22 protein-coding genes are annotated in these 20,177 nt (G+C 59.3%); 13 read left to right on the top strand and 9 right to left on the bottom strand.

Translation table 11 applies throughout. From position 1 onward, the window contains the following. Positions 1-342: 342 nt before the first annotated feature. Both RDK48_RS06550 and cobT read right to left on the bottom strand, forming a co-directional pair. A complete protein-coding gene (locus tag RDK48_RS06550) occupies positions 343-1,320 on the bottom strand; it encodes an ABC transporter ATP-binding protein (protein WP_298996309.1) in 978 nt (325 codons plus the stop codon). Beyond that, positions 1,314-2,420 carry a nicotinate-nucleotide--dimethylbenzimidazole phosphoribosyltransferase gene (gene cobT, locus RDK48_RS06545; RefSeq protein ID WP_298996311.1) on the bottom strand — a complete coding sequence of 369 codons (1,107 nt, stop codon included), beginning with the start codon at positions 2,418-2,420 and terminating at the stop codon, positions 1,314-1,316. The genes RDK48_RS06550 and cobT overlap by 7 nt, the downstream gene beginning before the upstream one ends. 130 nt (positions 2,421-2,550) lie before the next feature. Between cobT and RDK48_RS06540 the strand changes: the two genes are divergently transcribed. The 5 genes from RDK48_RS06540 (at position 2,551) to RDK48_RS06520 (ending at position 6,407) form a co-directional block, all read left to right on the top strand. After that, positions 2,551-3,990, top strand: coding sequence for a trypsin-like peptidase domain-containing protein (locus tag RDK48_RS06540; protein WP_298996312.1), 1,440 nt, complete (start codon positions 2,551-2,553; stop codon positions 3,988-3,990). A gap of 218 nt (positions 3,991-4,208) precedes the next feature. Then, entirely contained in the window at positions 4,209-4,397 is a 189-nt protein-coding gene (locus tag RDK48_RS06535) for a ferredoxin (RefSeq protein ID WP_022658065.1), read from the top strand. A 300-nt stretch (positions 4,398-4,697) separates the two neighbouring features. After that, a complete protein-coding gene (locus RDK48_RS06530; protein WP_298996313.1) occupies positions 4,698-5,369 on the top strand; it encodes a YkgJ family cysteine cluster protein in 672 nt (223 codons plus the stop codon). 22 nt (positions 5,370-5,391) lie between these two features. Continuing rightward, positions 5,392-5,784, top strand: coding sequence for a hypothetical protein (locus tag RDK48_RS06525; RefSeq protein WP_298996314.1), 393 nt, complete (start codon positions 5,392-5,394; stop codon positions 5,782-5,784). Next, positions 5,781-6,407, top strand: a complete 627-nt coding sequence (locus RDK48_RS06520) for a tetratricopeptide repeat protein (RefSeq protein WP_298996315.1) — start codon at positions 5,781-5,783, stop codon at positions 6,405-6,407. The genes RDK48_RS06525 and RDK48_RS06520 overlap by 4 nt, the downstream gene beginning before the upstream one ends. Positions 6,408-6,564: 157 nt before the next feature. Here RDK48_RS06520 and RDK48_RS06515 read toward each other — a convergent pair whose 3' ends face one another. Together RDK48_RS06515 and RDK48_RS06510 are read right to left on the bottom strand one after the other, a co-directional pair. Next, entirely contained in the window at positions 6,565-7,203 is a 639-nt protein-coding gene (locus RDK48_RS06515) for a YigZ family protein (protein WP_298996317.1), read from the bottom strand. Further along, entirely contained in the window at positions 7,200-7,748 is a 549-nt protein-coding gene (locus RDK48_RS06510; RefSeq protein WP_227118648.1) for a cupin domain-containing protein, read from the bottom strand. Before RDK48_RS06510 ends, RDK48_RS06515 begins: the two co-directional genes overlap by 4 nt. A 165-nt stretch (positions 7,749-7,913) precedes the next feature. On the opposite strand from RDK48_RS06510, the gene RDK48_RS06505 reads away from it, so the two are divergent. The 5 genes from RDK48_RS06505 (at position 7,914) to proC (ending at position 12,828) form a co-directional block, all read left to right on the top strand. Further along, positions 7,914-8,408, top strand: coding sequence for a rubrerythrin family protein (locus RDK48_RS06505; protein ID WP_209818839.1), 495 nt, complete (start codon positions 7,914-7,916; stop codon positions 8,406-8,408). Positions 8,409-8,813: 405 nt separating this feature from the next. Next, on the top strand, positions 8,814-10,142 hold the full coding sequence (locus RDK48_RS06500) for a S41 family peptidase (RefSeq protein ID WP_298996321.1): 1,329 nt from the start codon (positions 8,814-8,816) through the stop codon (positions 10,140-10,142). Positions 10,143-10,380: 238 nt separating this feature from the next. Further along, on the top strand, positions 10,381-11,607 hold the full coding sequence (locus tag RDK48_RS06495) for a divergent polysaccharide deacetylase family protein (RefSeq protein ID WP_298996323.1): 1,227 nt from the start codon (positions 10,381-10,383) through the stop codon (positions 11,605-11,607). Between the two features lie 2 nt (positions 11,608-11,609). Beyond that, positions 11,610-12,026, top strand: a complete 417-nt coding sequence (gene ndk / locus RDK48_RS06490) for a nucleoside-diphosphate kinase (protein WP_192112524.1) — start codon at positions 11,610-11,612, stop codon at positions 12,024-12,026. Positions 12,027-12,030: 4 nt separating this feature from the next. Continuing rightward, the gene (gene proC / locus RDK48_RS06485; protein WP_298996325.1) at positions 12,031-12,828 is read left to right on the top strand and encodes a pyrroline-5-carboxylate reductase; all 798 of its coding nucleotides are present in this window, start codon (positions 12,031-12,033) and stop codon (positions 12,826-12,828) included. Between the two features lie 143 nt (positions 12,829-12,971). Here the strand turns inward: proC and RDK48_RS06480 are convergent, their stop codons facing one another. Together RDK48_RS06480 and RDK48_RS06475 are read right to left on the bottom strand one after the other, a co-directional pair. After that, positions 12,972-13,712 (bottom strand): AMIN domain-containing protein, encoded by a 741-nt coding sequence (locus RDK48_RS06480; protein ID WP_298996327.1) that lies wholly within the window; start codon positions 13,710-13,712, stop codon positions 12,972-12,974. Between the two features lie 41 nt (positions 13,713-13,753). After that, a complete protein-coding gene (locus RDK48_RS06475; RefSeq protein WP_298996328.1) occupies positions 13,754-14,710 on the bottom strand; it encodes a tetratricopeptide repeat protein in 957 nt (318 codons plus the stop codon). A gap of 84 nt (positions 14,711-14,794) precedes the next feature. Here RDK48_RS06475 and RDK48_RS06470 point away from each other — a divergent pair, with 84 nt between their 5' ends. Beyond that, on the top strand, positions 14,795-15,148 hold the full coding sequence (locus tag RDK48_RS06470; RefSeq protein WP_022658078.1) for a hydrogenase maturation nickel metallochaperone HypA: 354 nt from the start codon (positions 14,795-14,797) through the stop codon (positions 15,146-15,148). Positions 15,149-15,265: 117 nt separating this feature from the next. Next, positions 15,266-15,931, top strand: a complete 666-nt coding sequence (hypB, locus tag RDK48_RS06465) for a hydrogenase nickel incorporation protein HypB (RefSeq protein ID WP_298996331.1) — start codon at positions 15,266-15,268, stop codon at positions 15,929-15,931. A gap of 113 nt (positions 15,932-16,044) precedes the next feature. On the opposite strand, the gene RDK48_RS06460 is transcribed toward hypB, so the two are convergent. Next, on the bottom strand, positions 16,045-17,040 hold the full coding sequence (locus tag RDK48_RS06460) for a peptidoglycan glycosyltransferase (RefSeq protein WP_298996333.1): 996 nt from the start codon (positions 17,038-17,040) through the stop codon (positions 16,045-16,047). Positions 17,041-17,282: 242 nt separating this feature from the next. On the opposite strand from RDK48_RS06460, the gene RDK48_RS06455 reads away from it, so the two are divergent. Next, a complete protein-coding gene (locus RDK48_RS06455; protein WP_298996335.1) occupies positions 17,283-18,050 on the top strand; it encodes an SPOR domain-containing protein in 768 nt (255 codons plus the stop codon). Positions 18,051-18,085: 35 nt separating this feature from the next. Here RDK48_RS06455 and RDK48_RS06450 read toward each other — a convergent pair whose 3' ends face one another. Further along, on the bottom strand, positions 18,086-18,628 hold the full coding sequence (locus RDK48_RS06450; RefSeq protein ID WP_298996337.1) for a hypothetical protein: 543 nt from the start codon (positions 18,626-18,628) through the stop codon (positions 18,086-18,088). A 22-nt stretch (positions 18,629-18,650) separates the two neighbouring features. Continuing rightward, the gene (locus RDK48_RS06445) at positions 18,651-20,108 is read right to left on the bottom strand and encodes a DUF1254 domain-containing protein (RefSeq protein WP_298996339.1); all 1,458 of its coding nucleotides are present in this window, start codon (positions 20,106-20,108) and stop codon (positions 18,651-18,653) included. Positions 20,109-20,177 lie beyond the last annotated feature (69 nt).

Below are 20,177 nucleotides of genomic sequence, written 5' to 3'. Positions count from 1 at the left end.
CGCGGCTTTGCCGCGCCGTCAGCGACTGATATCCGTGCCTTTCCGCCCGGCGGCCATACCGCCGATGGCGGCCCAAACACCGCGTTGCGGGTTTGGCATCAGATTGGCGGGCACAGCCCCATAACCGGCCCCGCCTTGCTGCGCGCCGCACAGGCGTCCCAACTTCGCCGGATGGCGAAAACGCCGTGCCCGCAGGGCAGCAAGAACCAAAGGAGCATCCCTCGCCGGGGAGGCGAAATCGCACGCCGTACAGGCGTCCGAAACTCCGCCGGAGGGCGGAACCTCGTGCCCGAAGGGCAACAATGCTAATCAACCCGCGCCGGGAAGGCGCATAAAGCGAAATTACGCCTCCCAACACCTCACGCGCCACCCATCACCCATATCCTTCCATTGCGGCGCTTCCTTGCGGCAAATGTCCTTTGCCTTGGGGCAACGCGGGTGAAAGCGGCATCCGGCGGGCGGAGCCAAGGGGCTTGGCAGCTCGCCTTCCAGCGCGGCAATGGGTTCGCCCCGGCGGCTCCCGGTGGGCATGGCAGCCATGAGAGCCTGCGTATACGGGTGCGCCGCACCGTCAAAGATGGCATCAGTGGGGCCTTCTTCCACAATCTGCCCCAGATACATGACCAGGATATGGCGGCACAGAAATCCCACCACCGCCAGATCGTGCGAAATGAAAAGATAGGCTGGCCCGAACTGCTCCTGCACTTCGCGCAGGAGGTTGAGCGCCTGCGCCTGCACCGAGGCATCGAGTGCGGAAACAGGTTCGTCGCACACAACCACATCTGGCCGGGTGATGAGCGCCCGCGCCACGGCAATGCGCTGTCGCTGCCCCCCGGAAAACTCGTGCGGATAGCGGCGGCCCGTGCCTTCAAGCCCCACGGTAGCCAGCATGGCCTCGGCCTGTGCATGGCGTTCCTCGCGGGAGACGCCGCGCGCCGCCAGCGGCTCCGCCACAGAATTGCCCACAGTGAGCCGGGGATTGAGGGACGAAAAAGGATCCTGAAAAATCATCTGGATGCGCCCGGCGGCCCAACTGTCCGCCCCGGCGGGGGGCAGGAAGCGGCCATCAAGCAGCACCTGCCCCTGAGAAGGGGCCAGCAACCCGCAGGCCAGACGCCCGAGGGTGGATTTGCCGCAGCCGGATTCGCCCACCAGACCAAGGCTTGCGCCCTTGGCGAGGCTCAGGCTAACGCCGTCTACGGCAACCAAAGAGCGCCTTTCGCCGAACAGCCCTCGCCGGATGTCAAACACCCGTGAGACATCCTCCAGCCGCAGCAGGGCGGATGCGGAAGACTGGTCCGGCGCAAGCTGATTCAGCATGTTTTGCCCGTCACGCCTGCGGAGCTGAAAGTCGCCATGTCGTTGTACACGGAGGCAGCGCAACGCAGCAGGTTATAGGCCACAGCGCCGCCCGTTCCTTCGCCAAGGCGCATGCTCAGGTGCAGCAGCGGATTGTTGCGGGTTTCGCCGCCGGTCAGCTTGGAGAGCGCGCGTACGTGGCCCGGCTCTGCCGAGGCGTGGGAAAGCACGGCGTAGTCGGCAAGCTGGGGGCAGATGTGCAGGCCCGCCACATAGGCCGCGCTGCATATAAAGCCGTCAACCAGCACGGGCAGGCGGCACGAGGCTGCGCCAAGCATCAGCCCGGCCATGAGAACAATTTCAAATCCGCCCAAGGCGGCCAGAATATTGATGGGGTCGTCGCCTTCCAGCATGGAAGCATTGACTGCCAGCGCGCGGCGCACGATTTCGGTCTTGTGGCGCACCATGTCGGGGTCCGCGCCAGCGCCGGGGCCGGTCATCTGCTCGGGGTCAAAGTGCAGCAAGGCGCAGTACAGGGCCGTGCCTGCCGTGCTGTTGGCAATGCCCATTTCGCCCACGCCGAGGCAGCGGTAGCCATTATTCGCAAGCTGGTGCGCCAGTTCCACGCCCATGCGCAGCCCCTTGAGGCATGTTTCGCGGCTCATGGCCGGGCCCTGGCTCATATCTGCGGTGCCGTCGCCCAGACGGCGCTCAATGAGGATGGAGTGCGGCTCATAGGGGCCGCCATCGCAGCCTGCGTCCACCACGCGCAGATCCATGCCCGAGGTCTTGCACAGAACATTGACCGCCGCGCCGTTGTTGAAAAAGTTTTGCACCATCTGGCGCGTCACGGCCTTGGGAAAAGGCGAAACGCCCTGATCGGCAACGCCGTGGTCGCCAGCAACAGTAAGCATGATGGCAGGGCTGACGCTGATGGGCGCTTGCCCGCCGCTCATGGCGTAGAGCCTCTGGGCGAGGTCTTCGAGGCGGCCAAGGCTGCCCTGCGGTTTGGTGAGGTCATCCAGATGAGCCTGGGCATCGTCCAGGTCTTTCTGAAGAAGGGGCGCAATGCGCAGGCCGGGCAAAATCAATTCCAACAGGTCGGATTGAGTGGTTTTCATGCCGCTTATTTATCCTTAACAAGGGGCGTGCGCAAGACGGGACGGCTCGCCGCTGTGCGGAGTAAATCCATTTGGGGGCCTTTACGATCGCGTCAACGTGCTTATGTTAGCGACGAGGTAAGGAATTTATATGAAAATCAGACCCATCTATATACAAAAAAATCTGCCTTGCCGTGGGAGTTCGCGCCGCAGACGGGTAGAAGAGGCGGCAGTTGAGGGAAGTTTTGCCCTGCGCCTGTTTTTTTTGATGCTGGCAGCGGCGCTGCTGCTGTGCACACCTTCTCGGGCTGGGGCCGTGGCGGCGGACAGCCCCCGCATGACCCCTGTGGTGCGCGCCGTGCAGGCAGTTGCCCCGGCGGTTGTGAACATAACGAGCACACATATTGTTGAAGGGCAGCGGCTTTCGCCCCTTGAGCAGTTTTTCGGACCGGGCTTTCCCGGCTTGCCGGGTTTTGATATGCCCGGCGGGCGTAAAGTGCGGCAAAAGCGCGTCAGCCTTGGTTCTGGCGTCATTGTAGACGGAGAAAAAGGCCTTGTGCTCACCAACGCGCATGTTATCGCGGGTGGGGACGAAGTCATGGTGCATCTGCTGGACGGCAGGGAATTTCCCGCCGCCGTCAAAGGGGCTGACCCGGATTTTGACATTGCCGTGCTCCAGATCAAGGGAGCGTCAAAGCTGCCTGCCGTAAAGCTCGGCGATTCAGGCGACATCATGCCGGGCGAGACCGTCATCGCCATCGGCAATCCCTTTGGTTTCAACCATACCGTCACCACGGGCGTGGTTTCTGCCCTTGGGCGCACTATCCGCAACAAGGACGGCGCGTTCACCGACCTTGTGCAGACTGACGCGGCCATTAACCCCGGCAACAGCGGCGGCCCGCTGCTGAACATCGAGGGGGTGCTCATAGGCATCAATACGGCCGTGGATGCACGCGCCGAGGGCATCGGTTTTGCAATCCCCATCAACAAGGCCCGCCGCGTCATGCACGACCTCATGAGCGCAGGCCGCGTGGCCCCGCTCTGGCTGGGCCTTGATTTGCAGGATGTGGACGGGCAAACGGCCATGGCCCTGGGCCTCAAAGATGCCGGCGGCGTGCTGGTTACGGCGGTGTTTCCCGGTTCTCCCGCTGCCAAGGTGGGCATAGCGCCCGGTGACATACTTGAAACCATAAATTCTTCACCTGTGCGCGACAGGCGCGATTATCTGGATATTTTGCGCAACCAGACAGCCGGAACCCCCTTGCGGCTGCAACTGCTGCGTGAGGGCGGGCAGTTGAAGATCGAGGCTACCCCCGAACCCTTTGGCGATGTGGAGGCCCGCGCCCTGCTGGAGCGTCGCTGGGGATTCAGCGCAGCGCAAACTGCGCAGGGCGTGGTGGTGCGGCAGGCCAGGGCAGACGGCCCGGCATCTTTTTTGCGTCAGGGCGACCACATAACAGCGGTGGGCGCTGCCGAAACCAGAACCATGGAAGATTTTTTACAGGCTTTCAGAAGAGAGCGCATGTCCGGGCAGATTTTGTTGCAGGTTGTGCGCAACGGCAAAGGCTATTACGCGCGTCTTGTGCCATAAGGCTCATAGGCGTTTTGTAACCAGTTGTTGAGGCAAAATATTTTTTAAAAAACTTTTCCGCCTGCACTGGAGCGGGGCTTGATATTCCTGTAGTTGTTGCACGGTTGGCTATTTTCCAGCCGACACTTGACAGGGTGGATGCCTAAAGCTATCCATTGCACAAGCGGAATTTAGCCGCTTGAAAAATCAAGCAAGTCAATGCAAATTTGGAGGACACCATGGGTTATAATGTTAATGTTGACGTTGACAAGTGCGTGGGCTGTGGCGAATGCGTGGACGTGTGCCCCGTTGAAGTTTACGAAATCAAGGACGGCAAGTCCGAAGCCGTGAACGCCGAAGAATGCCTGGGCTGCGAATCCTGTGTGGAAGTTTGCGAAGTCAGCGCTATCACCGTTGAAGAAAACTAGGAATTGCAGGGGTGCCCAAGCGGCATTCCCTTGCTGATTCTGCCGAGTTTTCATTGTGCCGCCCGGCGCGCACGCGCCAGGCGGCATTTTCATAAGGCACAGGCCGCTTTGACGCCAGAGCATCCTGACTTTGAGAATGTGCATTCTTAAAGTTTCAAGACGCCCGCTAAGGCGCTTATCAGCGCATACAAACCGCGCTCACGCCTCTGTGGCGGACGTCTGCTCACGCAGCCGCCAGGGCGATTTCTGTGTGAAATCGCCTGTTCTCCCTCATGTCTTCCGCACTACCGCAGGATAACCATGATCCCTGATCTGAGCTCTATTTTTACCCGCTATGAAACATTGCGGGCCGAAGTTGACGACCTTTTCGGCAGGGTGCGCGGGGCCTTTCCCCAGTGCGTAGTCTGCAAGGAAGGCTGTAGCGATTGTTGCCACGCGCTTTTTGATCTTTCCCTTGTTGAAGCCATGTACATCAACAAGGCATTTGAGGCCGCCTTTGGTTACGGGCCGCAGCGCTCCGCCATTCTTGAGCGCGCTTCTGATCTGGACCGCCGCGCCACGCGCATCAAGCGCGAGCTGTACCGGGCGGAAAAAGACGGCGAAAGCCCCGAGGCCATCATGGAACGCGCTGCTCAGATCAAGCTGCGCTGCCCTCTGCTGGATGATAATAACCAATGCCTGCTGTACCACGCCCGGCCCATTACCTGCCGCGTGTACGGCGTGCCCACGGCCATTGCCGGGCAGGGGCATGTGTGCGGTTTTTCCGCCTTTGAAAAGGGCAAGCCATACCCCACCATCCATATGGACAAGATCCAGAACAGGCTTGAAGACCTGAGCAGGGATGTGGCCACAACAGTGCAGAGCCGCTTTAAAGAACTGCACGACGTGTATGTGCCTTTGTCCATGGCTCTGCTAACCCGCTACGATGAGGCCTATCTGGGTATTGGCCCGGCCAAGAAAGAAGAGGCCTGATCGGGCGTGAAAGGAGTTTGAAATGTACGGCAGCATTCCCGCCACCGTCTTTCGCGATGGAACGCCGCAGCAGCTTACGGATGAGCAGGAAGGTCTCAAGCGCGAAATTTATGAGCGCATGAATCCGCGCCGTCGTAAATTTGTGGACCGCATCGGCTATGAAAACTGGGATCCTTTCCAGAAGCCCAATGAGCCGCTTGATATGCGGACAGATGTGTCCAAGCGCACCACGCAGCAGCTGGTCAACGAATTTCTGAAAGACGCGGCCCAAAAAGGGCCGTATGGCAAGGCCTACAGCAAGGGCGCTACCGAATGCGCCCTCGGCGTGGTCAATAAGGACGAAAAGTACATGGGCATTTTTGATTTTTGCCGATGGTACTATGATCTTTTGAAAAAAGAGGGGCACATAGCATGAAAGCTCGCTACGATGACCTGGATGAATACATTGCCGATCTGAAGGCGGAAATCGCCCAGAACGAGCAGTGCGCTACCCATTACTACAATCTTGGTCTGGCCCTGCTGACCAAGCGCGACTTTGTGGCTGCTGAAGAAGCCCTGCTGAACGCGGTGCGCAATTCGCCGCATCTGGCGGAAGCCTACGTGCAGCTTGGCGGCATTTGCCTTGAACGCGGCGATCTCGACGGCTGCCTGCGCTATAATGAGGAAGCCGCCAACTGCCGCGCCAAATTCCCGGTGCCGTGGGGCAACATTGCCTTTGTGCACCTGCAACGCGGCGAGCCCGACAAGGCCATCACGGCCCTGAACAAGGCCCTCAAGTGGGATCCCAATTTTGTGCAGGCCCGGAATGCGCTTTCCACCGCCTATTATATGAAGGGCGACTTTGCGGCTTGCGAAACGGCCTGCAAGGAAGTGATCAAGCTGCAGCCCGGTTTTGCCCCGGCCTGGAACAATCTGGCGTTGGCGCAGTTTGAAATGGAACAGTACGCCGATGCCGCAGAATCCGCCAAAAAGGCGCAGGCTCTGGGTTTTGAAGTGCCGGAAGGCTTTCTTGAAGAGCTTAAGGCCAAGGGCGTCTAACTCGCACCCCGTGCAATGAATATCCGTCAGGGCCGCTGGAGAAATCCGGCGGCCCTGACTGTTTTTCTGGGGGCCGAGTATTGTTCAAAGTCAGCACTGCAAAACAAAAAGCCCACCGGCATATGTCGATGGGCTTTGAACGCACATAAATTTTGTCTCAGGCGGTGTCGCCGTCCGTAAGCTCACTGCACAGGGCCGCGCCATTGCTCACGCCCGCCAGCGCAACCTGAAAGGCCTCCACGTGTTCGGCGGGCAATCGCAGTTGCAATCTGGCCTCAGCCTGATAGTCTTCACTTTCAAGGCGGGCTTCGTAGGTTGGCAACATGCGGCGCAGGGCATCAAGGTGTGCGTAGGCAACCGTAAGCTGCAAACTGGTTTCCGGCACTCGCTGCCTCACGGGCAGGTCGGCCAGATTTTCGCGTACACTGTCCTGATAGGCCCGCACAAGGCCGCCGGTGCCAAGCTTGACGCCGCCAAACCAGCGGCTCACCACTACGCACAATTCGCCGATGCCGCTGTGCAGCACAATTTGCAGCATGGGCCTGCCAGCTGTGCCGTGAGGTTCTCCATCGTCAGACGAGCCGATCTGCGCCGTGTTCCCCGGCGCGCCAGCGGCATATGCCCAGCAGTTATGCGTTGCATCGGCGTGCTGGCGGCGTACCTGTTCCACAAAGGCCCGCGCTGTTGCCGCATCCGGCGTATGGGCGCACTGGGCCAGAAAGCGGCTGCGGCGGATAACGATTTCTGTGCTGTGCGGGTGTTGGGGCGCAACATCAGGCACGGCATAGCGCGTCATTCGTCGTCACCGCATCTTCTACAGGCGGCGCGCTGGGCGTCGTTCAGAGGTGGGCAGAATTCGCGTATGCAGTCTTTTGCATTGGGGTAGCGCAGGGTCAGCTCTTCCGGCTGACCGAGGCGCAGGTCTTCCATGTCAAAGCCCGGTGAAACCGTGCAGCCCACAAGCGCAAACTCGCTGCCTGGCGCAGGCGTTGCGCCAAACCAGCAGCCGCCGGGAATGGTAAACTGCACGTGTTGCCCCGCCATAATATTCGGGCCAAGAATCACTTCGCGCGGTTGCCCGTGGGTATCAATACAGGCCAGGCGCAAGGGGCCGCCAAGGTGGAAATGCCACAGTTCATCCTGCCGGATGCGGTGCAAACGCGAATATTGCCCCTGCTCAAGCAGAAAAAGAATGGCTGTAGATACGGGTCTTGGCCCTATAAAACCACAGGGCATTTCATCCGCCGTAAGAATTTGCGGAGCTTCGTATGTGCGGTGATAGAACCCCCCTTCGGGGTGGGGCCGCATGCCGAAATGGGATATGATTTCTTGGGCGTTCATAGGTTCCTTTTAGCTTGTCACAGCGTTCTGCGCAACGGTATCAAGGGCTAAAGGGCGGGCCTGTAAAAATAATTTTTTGTAAAAAACTGCTTTACAAGGCAGCAAGAATTCTTTAATTAGGAATTGTTCCTGATAAAAATACCAACTTCATTGAGGAGAATACCAATGAGCACCACACAAGAAAATTTGATGGCGGCCTTTGCCGGCGAATCCCAGGCCAACCGCAAGTACCTTGCCTTTGCTGTCGCTGCCGACAAGGAAGGCATGCATCAGGTTGCCAAGCTGTTCCGCGCTGCTGCGGCTGCTGAAACCGTTCACGCTCATGCCCACCTCAAGAATGCTGGCAAAATCGGCAACACCATGGCCAACCTCAAGTCGGCCATCGAAGGTGAAACCTATGAATTCACCACCATGTATCCCGACATGATCAAGCAGGCCCAGGCCGAAGGCCAGAGCGCAGTTGCCAAGTATTTTGACTTTGCCAATCAGGTGGAAGAAATTCACGCCAAGCTCTACAAAAAGGCTCTGGAAAATCCCGCCGCTCTGCCCGCCACCGATTATTACGTGTGCAAGGTTTGCGGCTATACCCACGAAGGCCCCTGCGATGCATGTCCTGTGTGCGGCGGCGGCGCGGCTGCTTTCTTCAAGGTTGAAGACTAGCTCTGCCTTTGCGGCGCATGGCGGCACATTGCGGATAAAATTCGCATAAACGGGCTTGACGCAGGCTGGCAATAGCCGTTCTGCCTGAAGGTCTGGCATGTCTCGATGCGCTCGATATGCGCCGGAGCAAACTGATATGTTGATGCAGCAGTTTCTCCGGCGCATGTTGCATGGAGAGTGGGGCAGTGTTTCGGCGCTTGCGGAAATGTGAGCGTCCGCACCTTTGCGGAGTGGCCTGCAAGGCGCAAAACGCGCCTTTTTGATTTGCAATTTAGCTCGAAAAGGGGCACTATCCGGCTGGTGCGCGGCCCCTCCATTGGCTGGCGTTGCAGCACCCCCTGCGTTGCGGCTTTTTGGGCTTGCGGCGCTGTCTTCGTTCATTACGTCCGCGTGGAGATCGTTGTTATGCGTCTTCTTGTCCGTCTTAGCCTTCTTGTGCTTCTGCTTGCTGTGGGCGGCATGGTCGCCCTGCCGGGCACTCCCCAGTGCGCCGAAAAAAAGGAAACGTCCAAGGAAGCCCCCAGTAAGTTTGATGCGCTCAAGCGCTTCAGCCAGGTTCTTGATCTGGTGGAGCGTTATTACGTGCGTGATGTGACGCAGGGCGACCTTATCAATGGCGCAGTCAAAGGCATGCTTCAGGGCCTTGACCCGCACTCCACCTTTATGAACGCCGAAGAATACAAAGAAATGCAGGAGACCACTTCCGGCGAATTCTTTGGTATTGGCATAGAAATTTCCATGGAGAACGGTCAGGTTACGGTGGTGACTCCCATTGAGGACACCCCCGCCTACCGGGCCGGGCTCAAATCTGGCGATATTATTCTGTCCATCAACGGGCAGCCCGCACAGGAACTCTCGTTGCAGGAAGTTGTTTCCCGCATCCGTGGCCCCAAGGGCTCGGAGGTGGAGCTTGCCATCCTGCACAGCGATGCCAAGGCCCCGCAGACTGTCCGCCTTGTGCGCGATGCCATTCCGCTTATCAGCGTGAAGTCCAAGAAGCTCGAGGACGGGTATTACTGGATTCGCCTCACGCGTTTTTCTGAGCGCACCACAGAAGAGCTGCGCGACGCCCTTAAGGCGGCAGAAAAGGAAACCAAGAATTCCGGCGGCATCAAGGGCATTGTGCTTGATCTGCGCAACAACCCCGGCGGGCTGCTTGATCAGGCTGTAAGTGTTTCTGACACGTTCCTCGACAAGGGCGTCATCGTTTCCATCAAGGGACGGCGCGACAATACCGACCGCGTGTACGAAGCCAAAAAGCAGGGCGACGATATCCACGCCCCCATGGTTGTGCTGATCAACGCTGGTTCCGCCTCCGCCTCTGAAATCGTGGCTGGCGCTCTGCGCGACCAGAAGCGCGCCCTCACTGTGGGCGAACGTTCTTTCGGCAAGGGATCAGTGCAGAATATTATTCCGCTCTCTGACGGCTCCGGCCTCAAACTTACGGTTGCCCTGTACTACACGCCCAACGGCAGCTCCATTCAGGCCGAAGGCGTTGTGCCTGATGTGGAAGTGCCGTTTGAAGCCCCCCGCACGGACGACAAGGATAACTCCCGTCTTATGGTGCGCGAGCAGGATCTGAACCGTCATATTGAAAACGGCAAGGACAAAAAATCTTCCAAGGCCAAGAACGGCAAGGAAGATGCCGCCGAACAGCTCGCGCGCGACAACCAGTTGCGCATGGCCCTGCAAATGGTCAAGAGCCTCCCCAAGATGCGGGAAATCAGGAATTAACCCCGTAACCGCGTAAGGCGGGCGGGCAGGAATAAACAGGGTGTTGCCTTTGCGCGACACAAAGTTATCAGACAGCCTTCTGGCCGGGCCCTTGCGGTTCGCCGGGGGGCTGTCTGCGTCTGCACAGCTTGCCGTGGGCGGCTTGCTGTGGCTTTTATGTAGCTTGGCCATATCCTGCTGGGTTTATTGGCAACTGGAAGCCCCGGCCCAGAAGCAGTCGACTGCGTCAGGCGCGGCTTTGCCCTTTGCTGTTGCCCACAAATCCGCAGGTGCACATGCCAGTGGGCCGGGTTTTGACAGGGCGCTGGCTCTGGAATGTGTGGACGCGCTGCTTGCGCGCACGCTCCCGCTGGCCTTGCCTCAGGCGCAGTGGCAGCAGCTTCCTTTGCAAGAAAATTTGCCTGTCGAAACTTCGCAATTGCCCTCCGGGGCAACCATTCCTCCCATTTCCACCACTTCCGCCGGGCAGGCGGCATATGCCGCTACATCTGCAGGCACGGCGGATCTGCGGCAGTTCATCGTCAGCGGCCCATGCGCGCCGCTGCGTCTTGGGCTGGCTCTGCTTCAGGGGCTGCGCGATCAAAATCCTGTTCTGGAAAGGGCAGGAGTGCGCGCCGAGGTGCGCTGGACGCCACAAGGAACCCTTGAAGTCCTACTCAATCATCTGGTATACTATGTTGTTAACTTCCCTGGTCGGGAGGGGCAGCTTTCAGATTTGGCACAACCTCTGCCGCCGGAGACCCTGGCTATTGTCATTGATGACATGGGCCAGAAGCTCGAATCCGCAGAAGCTCTTTCCTCGCTGCCATTCCCGGTGACTCTGGCCATCTGGCCCAGGTCGCCTCATGCGCAGGAAACCGCCGTGATTGCGGCATCCCGGCGGCTTGATTGCCTCTTGCACCAGCCCATGGAGGCCCTGCCACGGGCCATGCATGGCAGGCCGGACCCTGGCCCCGGAGCGCTGCTCACCAGTATGAGCGCGCAGGAGCTGCAGACGGTGCTTGAGGAAAATCTGCGGATTTTACCCTCGGTTGTTGGCCTCAACAACCACATGGGGTCAGCTTTTACTGGTGATATTTCGTTGTGCAGAGCACTGTGCAGTATGCTTGGCGGGCGAGGGCTCGCCGTGCTCGACAGTGTGACGCGCCCAGACCCCCATCTGGCACTTGCAGCCAGAGAAGCGGGGCTGGTCAGCCTTGCACGCGATGTTTTTCTGGATACGCGCCGCGACACTGCGGCCATTCTGTCTGCGCTGGACGCGGCGGCAGCCCGCGCCCGTGCTCAAGGCATGGCTGTGGCCATTGGCCATCCTTATCCTGAAACCCTGCGCGCTCTGCGCGACTGGCAGGACAAGGACGGCGTGGCGGTGGTGCCCTTGCGGCGCATACTCTGGAAACTGGCCCAGGATGGAGCCGCCGTTGCGGCGCGTTCGTATCCTGCTAACAACAACATGGAAAAGGAGTAAGCATGCAATCCACTTTCGCCATTATCAAGCCTGACGCAGTTTCGCGCAATCTGACCGGGGAAATTCTGGCTGCCATGGAAGCTTCCGGCCTCAAAATAGTGGCTCTCAAGCGTTTGCGCCTTTCCAAGGCCCAGGCTGCGGGCTTTTATGCCGTCCACAGCGAGCGCCCCTTTTTTGACAGCCTGACCGACTACATGTCTTCCGGCCCGGTGGTTTGCGTTGTATTGCGCGGCGAAGACGCGGTGCCCCGCTGGCGCGCCCTCATGGGGGCCACCAATCCGGCTCAGGCAGAGCCCGGCACCCTGCGTCACAAGTATGGCCAAAGCCTGGAAGCCAATGCTGTTCACGGCTCGGACGCCGCTGAAACCGCGGCTTTTGAAATAGGCTACTTCTTCAGCGGACTGGAAATCACGGAGTAATATTATGGCGCTCAAAATCGGCTGTGTCGGATGCGGCAACATGGGCGGGGCCATCATGGCCGGGCTTGCCCGCAAGGGCGGCTACGAACTGTGCGGTTTCAACAGAACCGCTGCACGCATGCGCCCGCTTGAAGAGCTTGGCGTGCGCGTGATGGAAAGCCCCCGGGCTGTGGCGCAGGCCGCCGACGTGCTGGTGCTGGGCGTTAAACCCTATCAGGCGGCAGAGGTGCTTGCGCAGATGCGCCCAGGGCTGACAGCCGGGAAAACCCTGGTTTCCGTTGCTGCGGGCGTGAGCCTCCAGCGCCTCACCGAGGCGGTTGAAGGGCGTTGCCCAGTGGTGCGCTGCATGCCCAATACCCCGGCCCTTGTGGGTATGGGCGTGTTCGCCCTCTGCTTTGACGATCCTGATCTGCCCGAAACCAGCAAGGCCGACATTCAGGCTTTGTTCGGCGCGTTGGGCGTGTGCGTGGAACTGCCGGAAAGCAAGTTCACAGCGTTCACAGCTCTTATCGGAGCAGGGCCTGCCTATGTGTTTGCCATGATGCAGGGGCTGGTGCAGGCTGGCGTTACACTTGGTTTTCAGCACAAGGAATCGCGCGAGATGGTCACGGCCCTTTTTGGCGGATGCGCCAAAATGGCCGAGCAGAGCACCTCGCCCATCATGCAGTTGCGTGACGATGTCTGCTCCCCCGGCGGAGTGACCATCGCGGGCGTGAACGTGCTTGACCGCGCAGGCCTTGCAGGTCTGCTGGTGGAATCCGTGCTGGCCGCCAACGCGCGCGGCAAGGAAATGGAAAGCTGAGGCCCTGCGCCTGCCGTTGGCCTGTCGTTTGCTAGTACGCCTGACAGGGGATGGAAATAAAAAGTCGGCTGTTGTTGAACAACAGCCGACTTTTCTGTTTGCAAATGATGGTGTCGGGGCGGCGTGGGCCACCCGGTCATGCCCTAATGATCCAGGCGGATGTCCAGGGTGTGACCATCTTTTGAAAGCGTGAACTTGGGCTGAATCTTGCCCGTCAGGTCAATGACAATGCGTGTTTTGTCATCGCTCTTGCCAATGCGCACGTTGGTCACCGCAGGGTTCTTGGGTACGCCGGGCGCCTTGACCTGCCACTTGCCGTCCAGGTCAATAACCAGACGTTCAGGGCCGCTGAGTTGCATATTTTTGTAGACAATGGGCGCAGCACCCACGAGGCGCACTGTTGCGCCCTTGTCGCGCGCAAGAACCACAAACTTGGTGATGTTCTTGTGCTGCGGCGCGGCCTTGGCGGCTTTCTCCTTCGCGGGTTCTGCCGCTGGTGCTGTTTTTTCCGTGACAGGGGTCACAGGCTTGGGCTGCACCACTGGTTTGGCAACGGCTGGCTGGGGTTCGGCAGCGGCTACATTGCTTGTCGGGGCGCTCTTTTCCTCCGGCTTCAGGCTGGGGATGGGCGCGCGGGCCGGGGCTTCGCCGCTGGCGTTGAGATCAGGAATGCCGCTCGGGGTCTGCGGGGGCAGATGCAGGGAAGGAGACGTGGCGGACTGGTTGCCAGCATCGGCGGGCGGGGCCGCATCCGGGGAGGTGACAGGCGCGATAATGCCTGCGGGGTTTGCTGGTTCAGGCTTGCGCATGCGTTCATTGAGCATGATAAGCGCCATGCCCAGAACACACACTGCCACAAGAAGACCGAGAATTACTTTGTTCATGCCAAAAGGCTCCTGCCAATGACTTGGGTTGGAACAGCGGCTCAGCGCTGGGGCGTGGGCTTGCCAGCGCTGCGCGTCCGTTTGAGTTCGCGGATGTGTTCCAACAGCTTGAAGTAGAGAGGCTCTCCGCTGGACATGCTCAAAGCCGTGCCGATGTGGGTGGCGGCTTCGTCATACAGGCCAAGCGAACAGAGAATGCGCGCCAGGTTGAAGTGGGCGTGATCGTCCTCGGGGGCCAGTTCCACTGCCTTGCGTGAAAAAAGCAGGGCGAGGTCGGGCTGGGAATTCTGGCGCAGACGTACGCCAAAATCACGGAACATATGCTTGTGGGCGGGTATGATGCCGTCCTTGGTCTGCGCCAACTGCTCAAGGGCAAGCAGTGCTGCCTTGCGCTCGCGCGGGCGTTTGAGGCGCAGCAATGTCTGGCGAAAAGTCTCCCGCAGCTTTGACTCCACCATCTTGGCCTTGCGGGCGGCTTCAAGGTCGTAGGCCCTCTTGGGCGCGGCAGCGGCAGCTGGCGCTGGGCCTTCGTCATAGTGAACAGCGGTGACGCCGGTGGCGGTACGGGAAGGAAAGGGAATAAGCCCCATGTCGGGCAGCTCGGGGGCCACTTCCACCGATTCGGGCAGTTTGGCCTTTGAAAGCGTCTGGAGCGGCGTACTCCCAGCTTTGGCTTTGGGTGCTCCAGCCTTGCGGGCAGGTTGTGCTGCCGCAGCATCCGGTTGTTGGGGGGCTGGCGCGGGCGGGGCAGATTCAAAATGGCTGAGATCCGGCGTAATCACCGGCATAGCCAAAATATTATGCTCTGCCTTGAATGACTGGGAAAAGGTTTTTGCGTTTATGCGCTCCACTTCTGTCACAGGCTGGAACGCGGCGTTGAGTTCCTGCACCGCAAAGGCTCCGTCTGGAAGCTCCCAGACGAAGTAGTGCGTTTTGCTGCGGCTCTCTGTCCAGTCGGCAGAGAATGAGAAGACGCCAGAAAATTTTGAGCGACGCATGTGCAAAATGTACATTATTTGCGTCGAATAGCAAGATTCGCTTCTGGCCTTTACGGGGCCGGGTCTTTGGGCTAGCATAACCCCATGCACGAAATGTCCATAGCACAAAGCCTGTTGCAGATGGCTGAGGATGAAATAGCCCGTCAGGGCTGCACTCGTCTGGAAGTTGTGAACGTCACGTACGGTTCGCTTTCTGGTGTTGTGCCCGAGTCGCTGCAATTCTGCTTTGAAGTCATGGTGCAGGGTACCCCGCACGAAGGCGCGCGCCTGGAGCTTACCGAGCTTCCGCTACGGCTGCGCTGCTCCGCATGCGGTAAAGTTTTTGGCGGGGAGGGGCAGGATGCTCTCTGGCTGCCGTGTCCCGATTGCGGCGAGCAGTTCGGACATGTGGTTGAGCAGGGCAGGGAACTCTATCTCAACCGTCTGGAAGCCAGCTAACCCTTTTGCCCTCTGGCTCTCCAGGGGGCCGGTTTGCTCCTTTCACTGCCGTCTTTGCCTTTTCTTATCTTTCTGGCTCATGACCACGCCGTACCGACGGCAAGCAAGGAGAATTGAATGCAAATTCCTGTGGTTCGCAATGTATTGGAAGCCAACGAAAAAATGGCCGATAACGTGCGTCGGCTGCTTACCGAAAAGGGAATATTGTCGCTGAATCTCATCAGCTCGCCTGGCGCGGGTAAAACCACCCTGCTGGAACGCACCCTGAGCGATCTGGCCGGAGAATTCCGCATGGCGGTGGTGGAAGGCGACCTCCAGACAGATAACGATGCCCGCCGCGTTGCCGCCACAGGCGCGCAGGCCGTGCAGATCAATACAGACGGCGGCTGTCACCTCGACAGCAACATGATCCTTACCTCGCTGGAAAGCCTTGACCTCACCGGCGTGGATATCCTTTTTATTGAAAACGTGGGCAACCTTGTGTGCCCTGTGGAATTTGATTGCGGCGAAGACGCCAAGGTCGCCCTGTTGAGCGTTGCCGAAGGTGACGACAAGCCGGAAAAGTACCCCCTGCTGTTCAACCTTGCCAAGGCAATGGTGCTCAACAAGGTCGACCTGCTGCCCTACGTGGATTTTGACCTTGCGCGCGCCCGCAATTTTGCCACAAAGCTCAATAAAGATCTGGATATCTTTGAGGTTTCCTGCCGCAAAGGCGATGGCCTTGAAGGCTGGTACAACTGGCTGCGGAACATGCGCGCCGCCAAGAAGGAAGGCAGGCTTTAAACAGCCCCGGCCTGACACAGAAAATTCAAAAAGGCATCCCCGGCTCTTGGCTGAGGATGCCTTTTTACGTTCAGACCGTCCGCTGACAGGCTCTGGAATATTCTATCGGTAATTTATCTTGATTCTTCGCTTTCCTGATAGGCGGCAACATCCACCACAAGATTTTTTGAAGCCGGGCGCAGGGTGATGGTGAACAGCTGCACATCGCTGCTCGGGGCATCGGCATCCGCAAGCTTGGGCAGCATTTCTGTGGGAGCGAGCATGATGGTGGCTTCGCCCTTGCTGGCAGACATGAAATACTCAAGCACCTGCCGCAGCATGTCCTTTTGCTTGTTCAGATCCATGGACGGCATTTGGGTAAAGTTGATATCCAGCCCCGGCAATTCAGCCTGCCATGGGCTGTATTTTTGCTCGTAAAGGGCGCTCAGCAGTTTGTCCAGGGTTTCCTGATCCAGCTTGCGGCGCAGTTCCATGTGGTCAAGCACAAGGGGAGTCTTGCTTGAAGGCTTTTCCCCGCGCTGGGCAGGCTCGAGCCGCGCGGCCCAGACCATACCCGCAAAGCCAAGGCTGGCAAGCACGGCATCGTTGTCGTCACGTTGCGGCGTGGCGCTCAGCAGAGTGCAAACGTCCTTCATGGGCATACCGGGGCGAAAACGGTCAAGCGCGCAGACCGGGCCAGCATCCGGCCCCGGCAGCAGGCTTTGCGCTTCGCCGGTCAGGCGTTGCTGTTCTCCCTTGGAAATGGCGAGTTCCAGCACGGGTTTTTCGCTCATGCGCAGGGTCACGCTTTGCGCCTTGGCCAGCGGCACATCTTTGAAAATCCACAGGGCAAGGCCTGTGTCCACGCGCAGGTTGGTGACCGCGCCGGGGTTTTCAATGTCGTCCCGCCCGGCGGGAGGCATGTCGAACCGCACAAAATGCATACTGCGGCCAGTCTGAAAGCCCATGCTCAGAATATCCTCGCCTGTGGCGTTGATGATGGTGAGGATTTGCGGTTCAGGGCCGGGTTTTGCTATATGGGCGGCAGAGGCCGCGCCAGCAATGATCGCTCCGGCCAGCACAAGACAGATGGCCGCGTATATGCGAAGAAACCATACATCCTTGGTCATGGCGTACTCCATGTTTGTAACTTGTGCCAGCATGATAGCAGAGCGCAGGGCAGGCCCGCAAGCGGCCACGGAAGCTCTGGTTGCAAAAGACTATATAGGGCAGTGTTTGCAATGATCTGTCGTGCAGATTACCGGCGTACTTTACGCCAGCGCCATGCATTGATATGGTTGCCCGCGCCGACGTTCTTTCTGTCCCTCCCTGCGCACGATTATCGCAGCAAACCCCAACATCCGGAGATTCCATGCCTCCTGCTACCCGTCAGCCTTCATCCGATCAGGCAAATGATAAAAAATGCCTGTGCCTGCGCCCTTCGTCCTTGCTGGCGGCAGGCTTTCTGGTGGTGGCGGCAGTGGTGTTGGCATACCTTGGCGGGGTTATGAGCGGCAGGGCTTACTGGAAGGCCCACCCGCAACCCACTGCGGTCAGGTCGGGCTCGTCTGCGGCAAGCGCCCCTTCATCCGCGACCACGCCGGACGATGACCCGCATGCCGTGGACGGCGATCAAGCCTCCAGCGCGGATGCGGGAGCAAGCGAACCCAAACAAAAAGTGCTGGCCGCCGAGGAACTGCGTTTTGCCAGAGTGCTGCGTAACGATGCCGCCACGGGTGATGCCCCGCTCAAACCCTTGCCGCCCATGACGCCAGTGCAGCCCAAACCTGCAGGCGTGGCTCAGGCCGGGGTTGCGCCAGCACAGCAAGGTGGTGTGCAAGGTAGCGCGGCAGGGCAGCAGGCGGCTCAAGTCGGCATTGCAAGACCGCAGACCTCTGGAATGTACGATTATGTATTTCAGGTGGGAGCATTCAAGGATGCGGACGCTGTGGACTCTTTGCGTCAGCGTCTGGAGGGCCGGGGAATGCGTACAAAGATGGAGCGCTCGGGTAAACTCTATGTGGTGCTGGTGCTGCTGCGCGGCGATGAGGCCAGGGCCGCAGAGGTGCTGCGCTCCACAGAAGGCATGGGGCTGGGCAAGCCCATACAGCGCAGCCGCAAGCCAGTGCTGCAACAGTAATTTTTTGTCTTTTACCCCGGCCTGCCCCGTGCCGTTTATTGCGCTACGGGCAGAAAACGGGGTTCAATGCTGCCGCGCACGGCATGCCGCAGGGGCAGCATTGCGGGGTTTGATCCCCCGCGCAGCGCGGCCAGCAGGTCTTCTGCCCGGTCAACGTCGCCACTGCACAGCACGGCCATGTATACGCCTGCCTGTTGATCCGCTCCCACAATACAGGCCGTGTCCACTCCCAGCGCGTCTTTTCCTCTGAAAACATACTGGGCATCAGCCCTGCGTAGAGGCTCCCGCACTCCGGCGGCGGCGCGCAGCAATCCTGCCACGTCAGCCGCATCCGGCGGCCCTGCGGTTTTGCCCACCATGATGCGCACATGGACGGCCTCTTCCGGCCCGGTGAGCGCAAGCACCCACGCTCCGGCCAGGGTTGACGGGGCTTCGGCCTGCCAGCCCTGGGGCGCTTCCAGTGAAAACCAGCCGTAGTTCTCGGCCCTTGCGGTCTGCGCTGCTGCCATCAGGGCCAGCCAGATGGCAGCAACGCAGACCGCCCAGATTGCAGGGCGCACTGTGAAATGAAAAGTCATATGAGCCTTTTGCACTGCGTGCTTAGTCGTTCATTTCCACCTTGGGGGGCTGCCAGGTTCCCTTGCCCAGCGGCAGCACGGAGAGCCCTTCGGTTTCAGGCCAATACAGGCGCATTACAAGAAAGATCGGGCCGTCCGGCGCGGGCAGCCAGTTGCTTTCGAACGCTTTGCCAGGGGAATCGCGCTGGATCAGGATGGTAAGCGAGCCATCGGGATTTTTTTTCATGTCCGGCAGCATGGGCGAATTGATCAGGTAGCGGTCAATGGGATTTTTTATGAGCAACTGGGTATTGCCGTCGTACATGGTCACAGACCAGAAAGCCTTGGCCGGAGGGTATTGCCCGGCGGGAATGGTCATGCGGTACTTGTGCTTGCTTCCGTCAAGAGGGCTGCCGTCAGCCAGCGTTTTGGTCATGGGGTACACGGCTTCTTCGGCATCATTGCCGTAAATGCCCGCCTTGGCCCCGGCCGCCCGCATCAGCCAGTCCCCGTTAAAGAACTCCCTGTTGCCAAAGGGAGAACGCATCTTCCAGCCGTTCACGCGAAGCCCCGGCCTTGTGATGGAGGCATCGACCATGCCAGCGCCTTTTTGCAGACCGCGCAGCAGTGCTGCCTGCGTATCCTTGGGCAGGGCATCAAATACAAAGGGTTTGCCTGCGATCACGCCAATACTGGCAAGCTGGGCGCGGATAGCGACTTCTTCCGGCCCGGCCGGGGCAAATTGCAGCGCAAAGGCCAGATAATCAAAAAATTCCGGCTTTACAAAATCCTGCCCGATGTTGGGGAAGGGCGGCATGGGAAGCGCCGGGGGCGGCGTTTGGCCCAAAAAGGCCGAGAGGGGTTTTACGGCGTAGCCTGTCTGGAATTTCAGCACATTTTCAATATCTGCGGGGTTGAACATCTGGGTGCGGAACAGGGCCATGGCAAACTGCGCGTTGGAGCGGAACACGCGCATGCCCGCAGGTGCTGCGCCCTTCCATTCCGGCCCTGCCACAAGATAGCTGCCCCCGCCGTTGCCCGTTGTTCTGCTGCCTATGTAGCCAAAGTTGAAAGTATTGGCGTCCACAAGCTGCACACTGAAATACCGCCCGTCCGTATCCTTCGGCACGGTAATGACCACCGGTTCGGCCCTGAGGTCAAGACAGGCAAAGGAGTAGGGCGTGTCGCTGTTGGGCGTGATGACCACGGTATCCTTGTAGGTGAACACCCGCGCCCCGTTGCGCAGGGCGTTGAAGGGCGCTTTGTACTGCGGGGACTTGGTGTCAACGGAGTATTCGTAGGTGACGGCGTAGTGCATCACTATGGGCAGGCCATAAACAAAACCTTGCGCGGCAATGTTTTCTACCGCAGCGGCATCGGGAAATTCCTTTGGCTGTTGCGCGGCGGGGCTGACCGGGGCGTACAGGATCAAGGTGAGTGCAAACATCGCTGTAACCCTCATAACACTGGCGATGCTGAAAACAGGCGAATGGTTTGTCATGATGTCCCCGGTATAGTTTAAGACGTGTTCCTGGCAGCATTTTGCTGCTTCTTTTGCATGCCCCACAAA

Origin of the sequence: uncultured Desulfovibrio sp. (genome assembly GCF_902477725.1) — a bacterium.
Lineage (GTDB): Bacteria > Desulfobacterota > Desulfovibrionia > Desulfovibrionales > Desulfovibrionaceae > Desulfovibrio.
The sequence above is the reverse complement of the archived record's forward strand: the minus strand, read 5'-3'. Positions and strand labels throughout refer to the sequence as shown.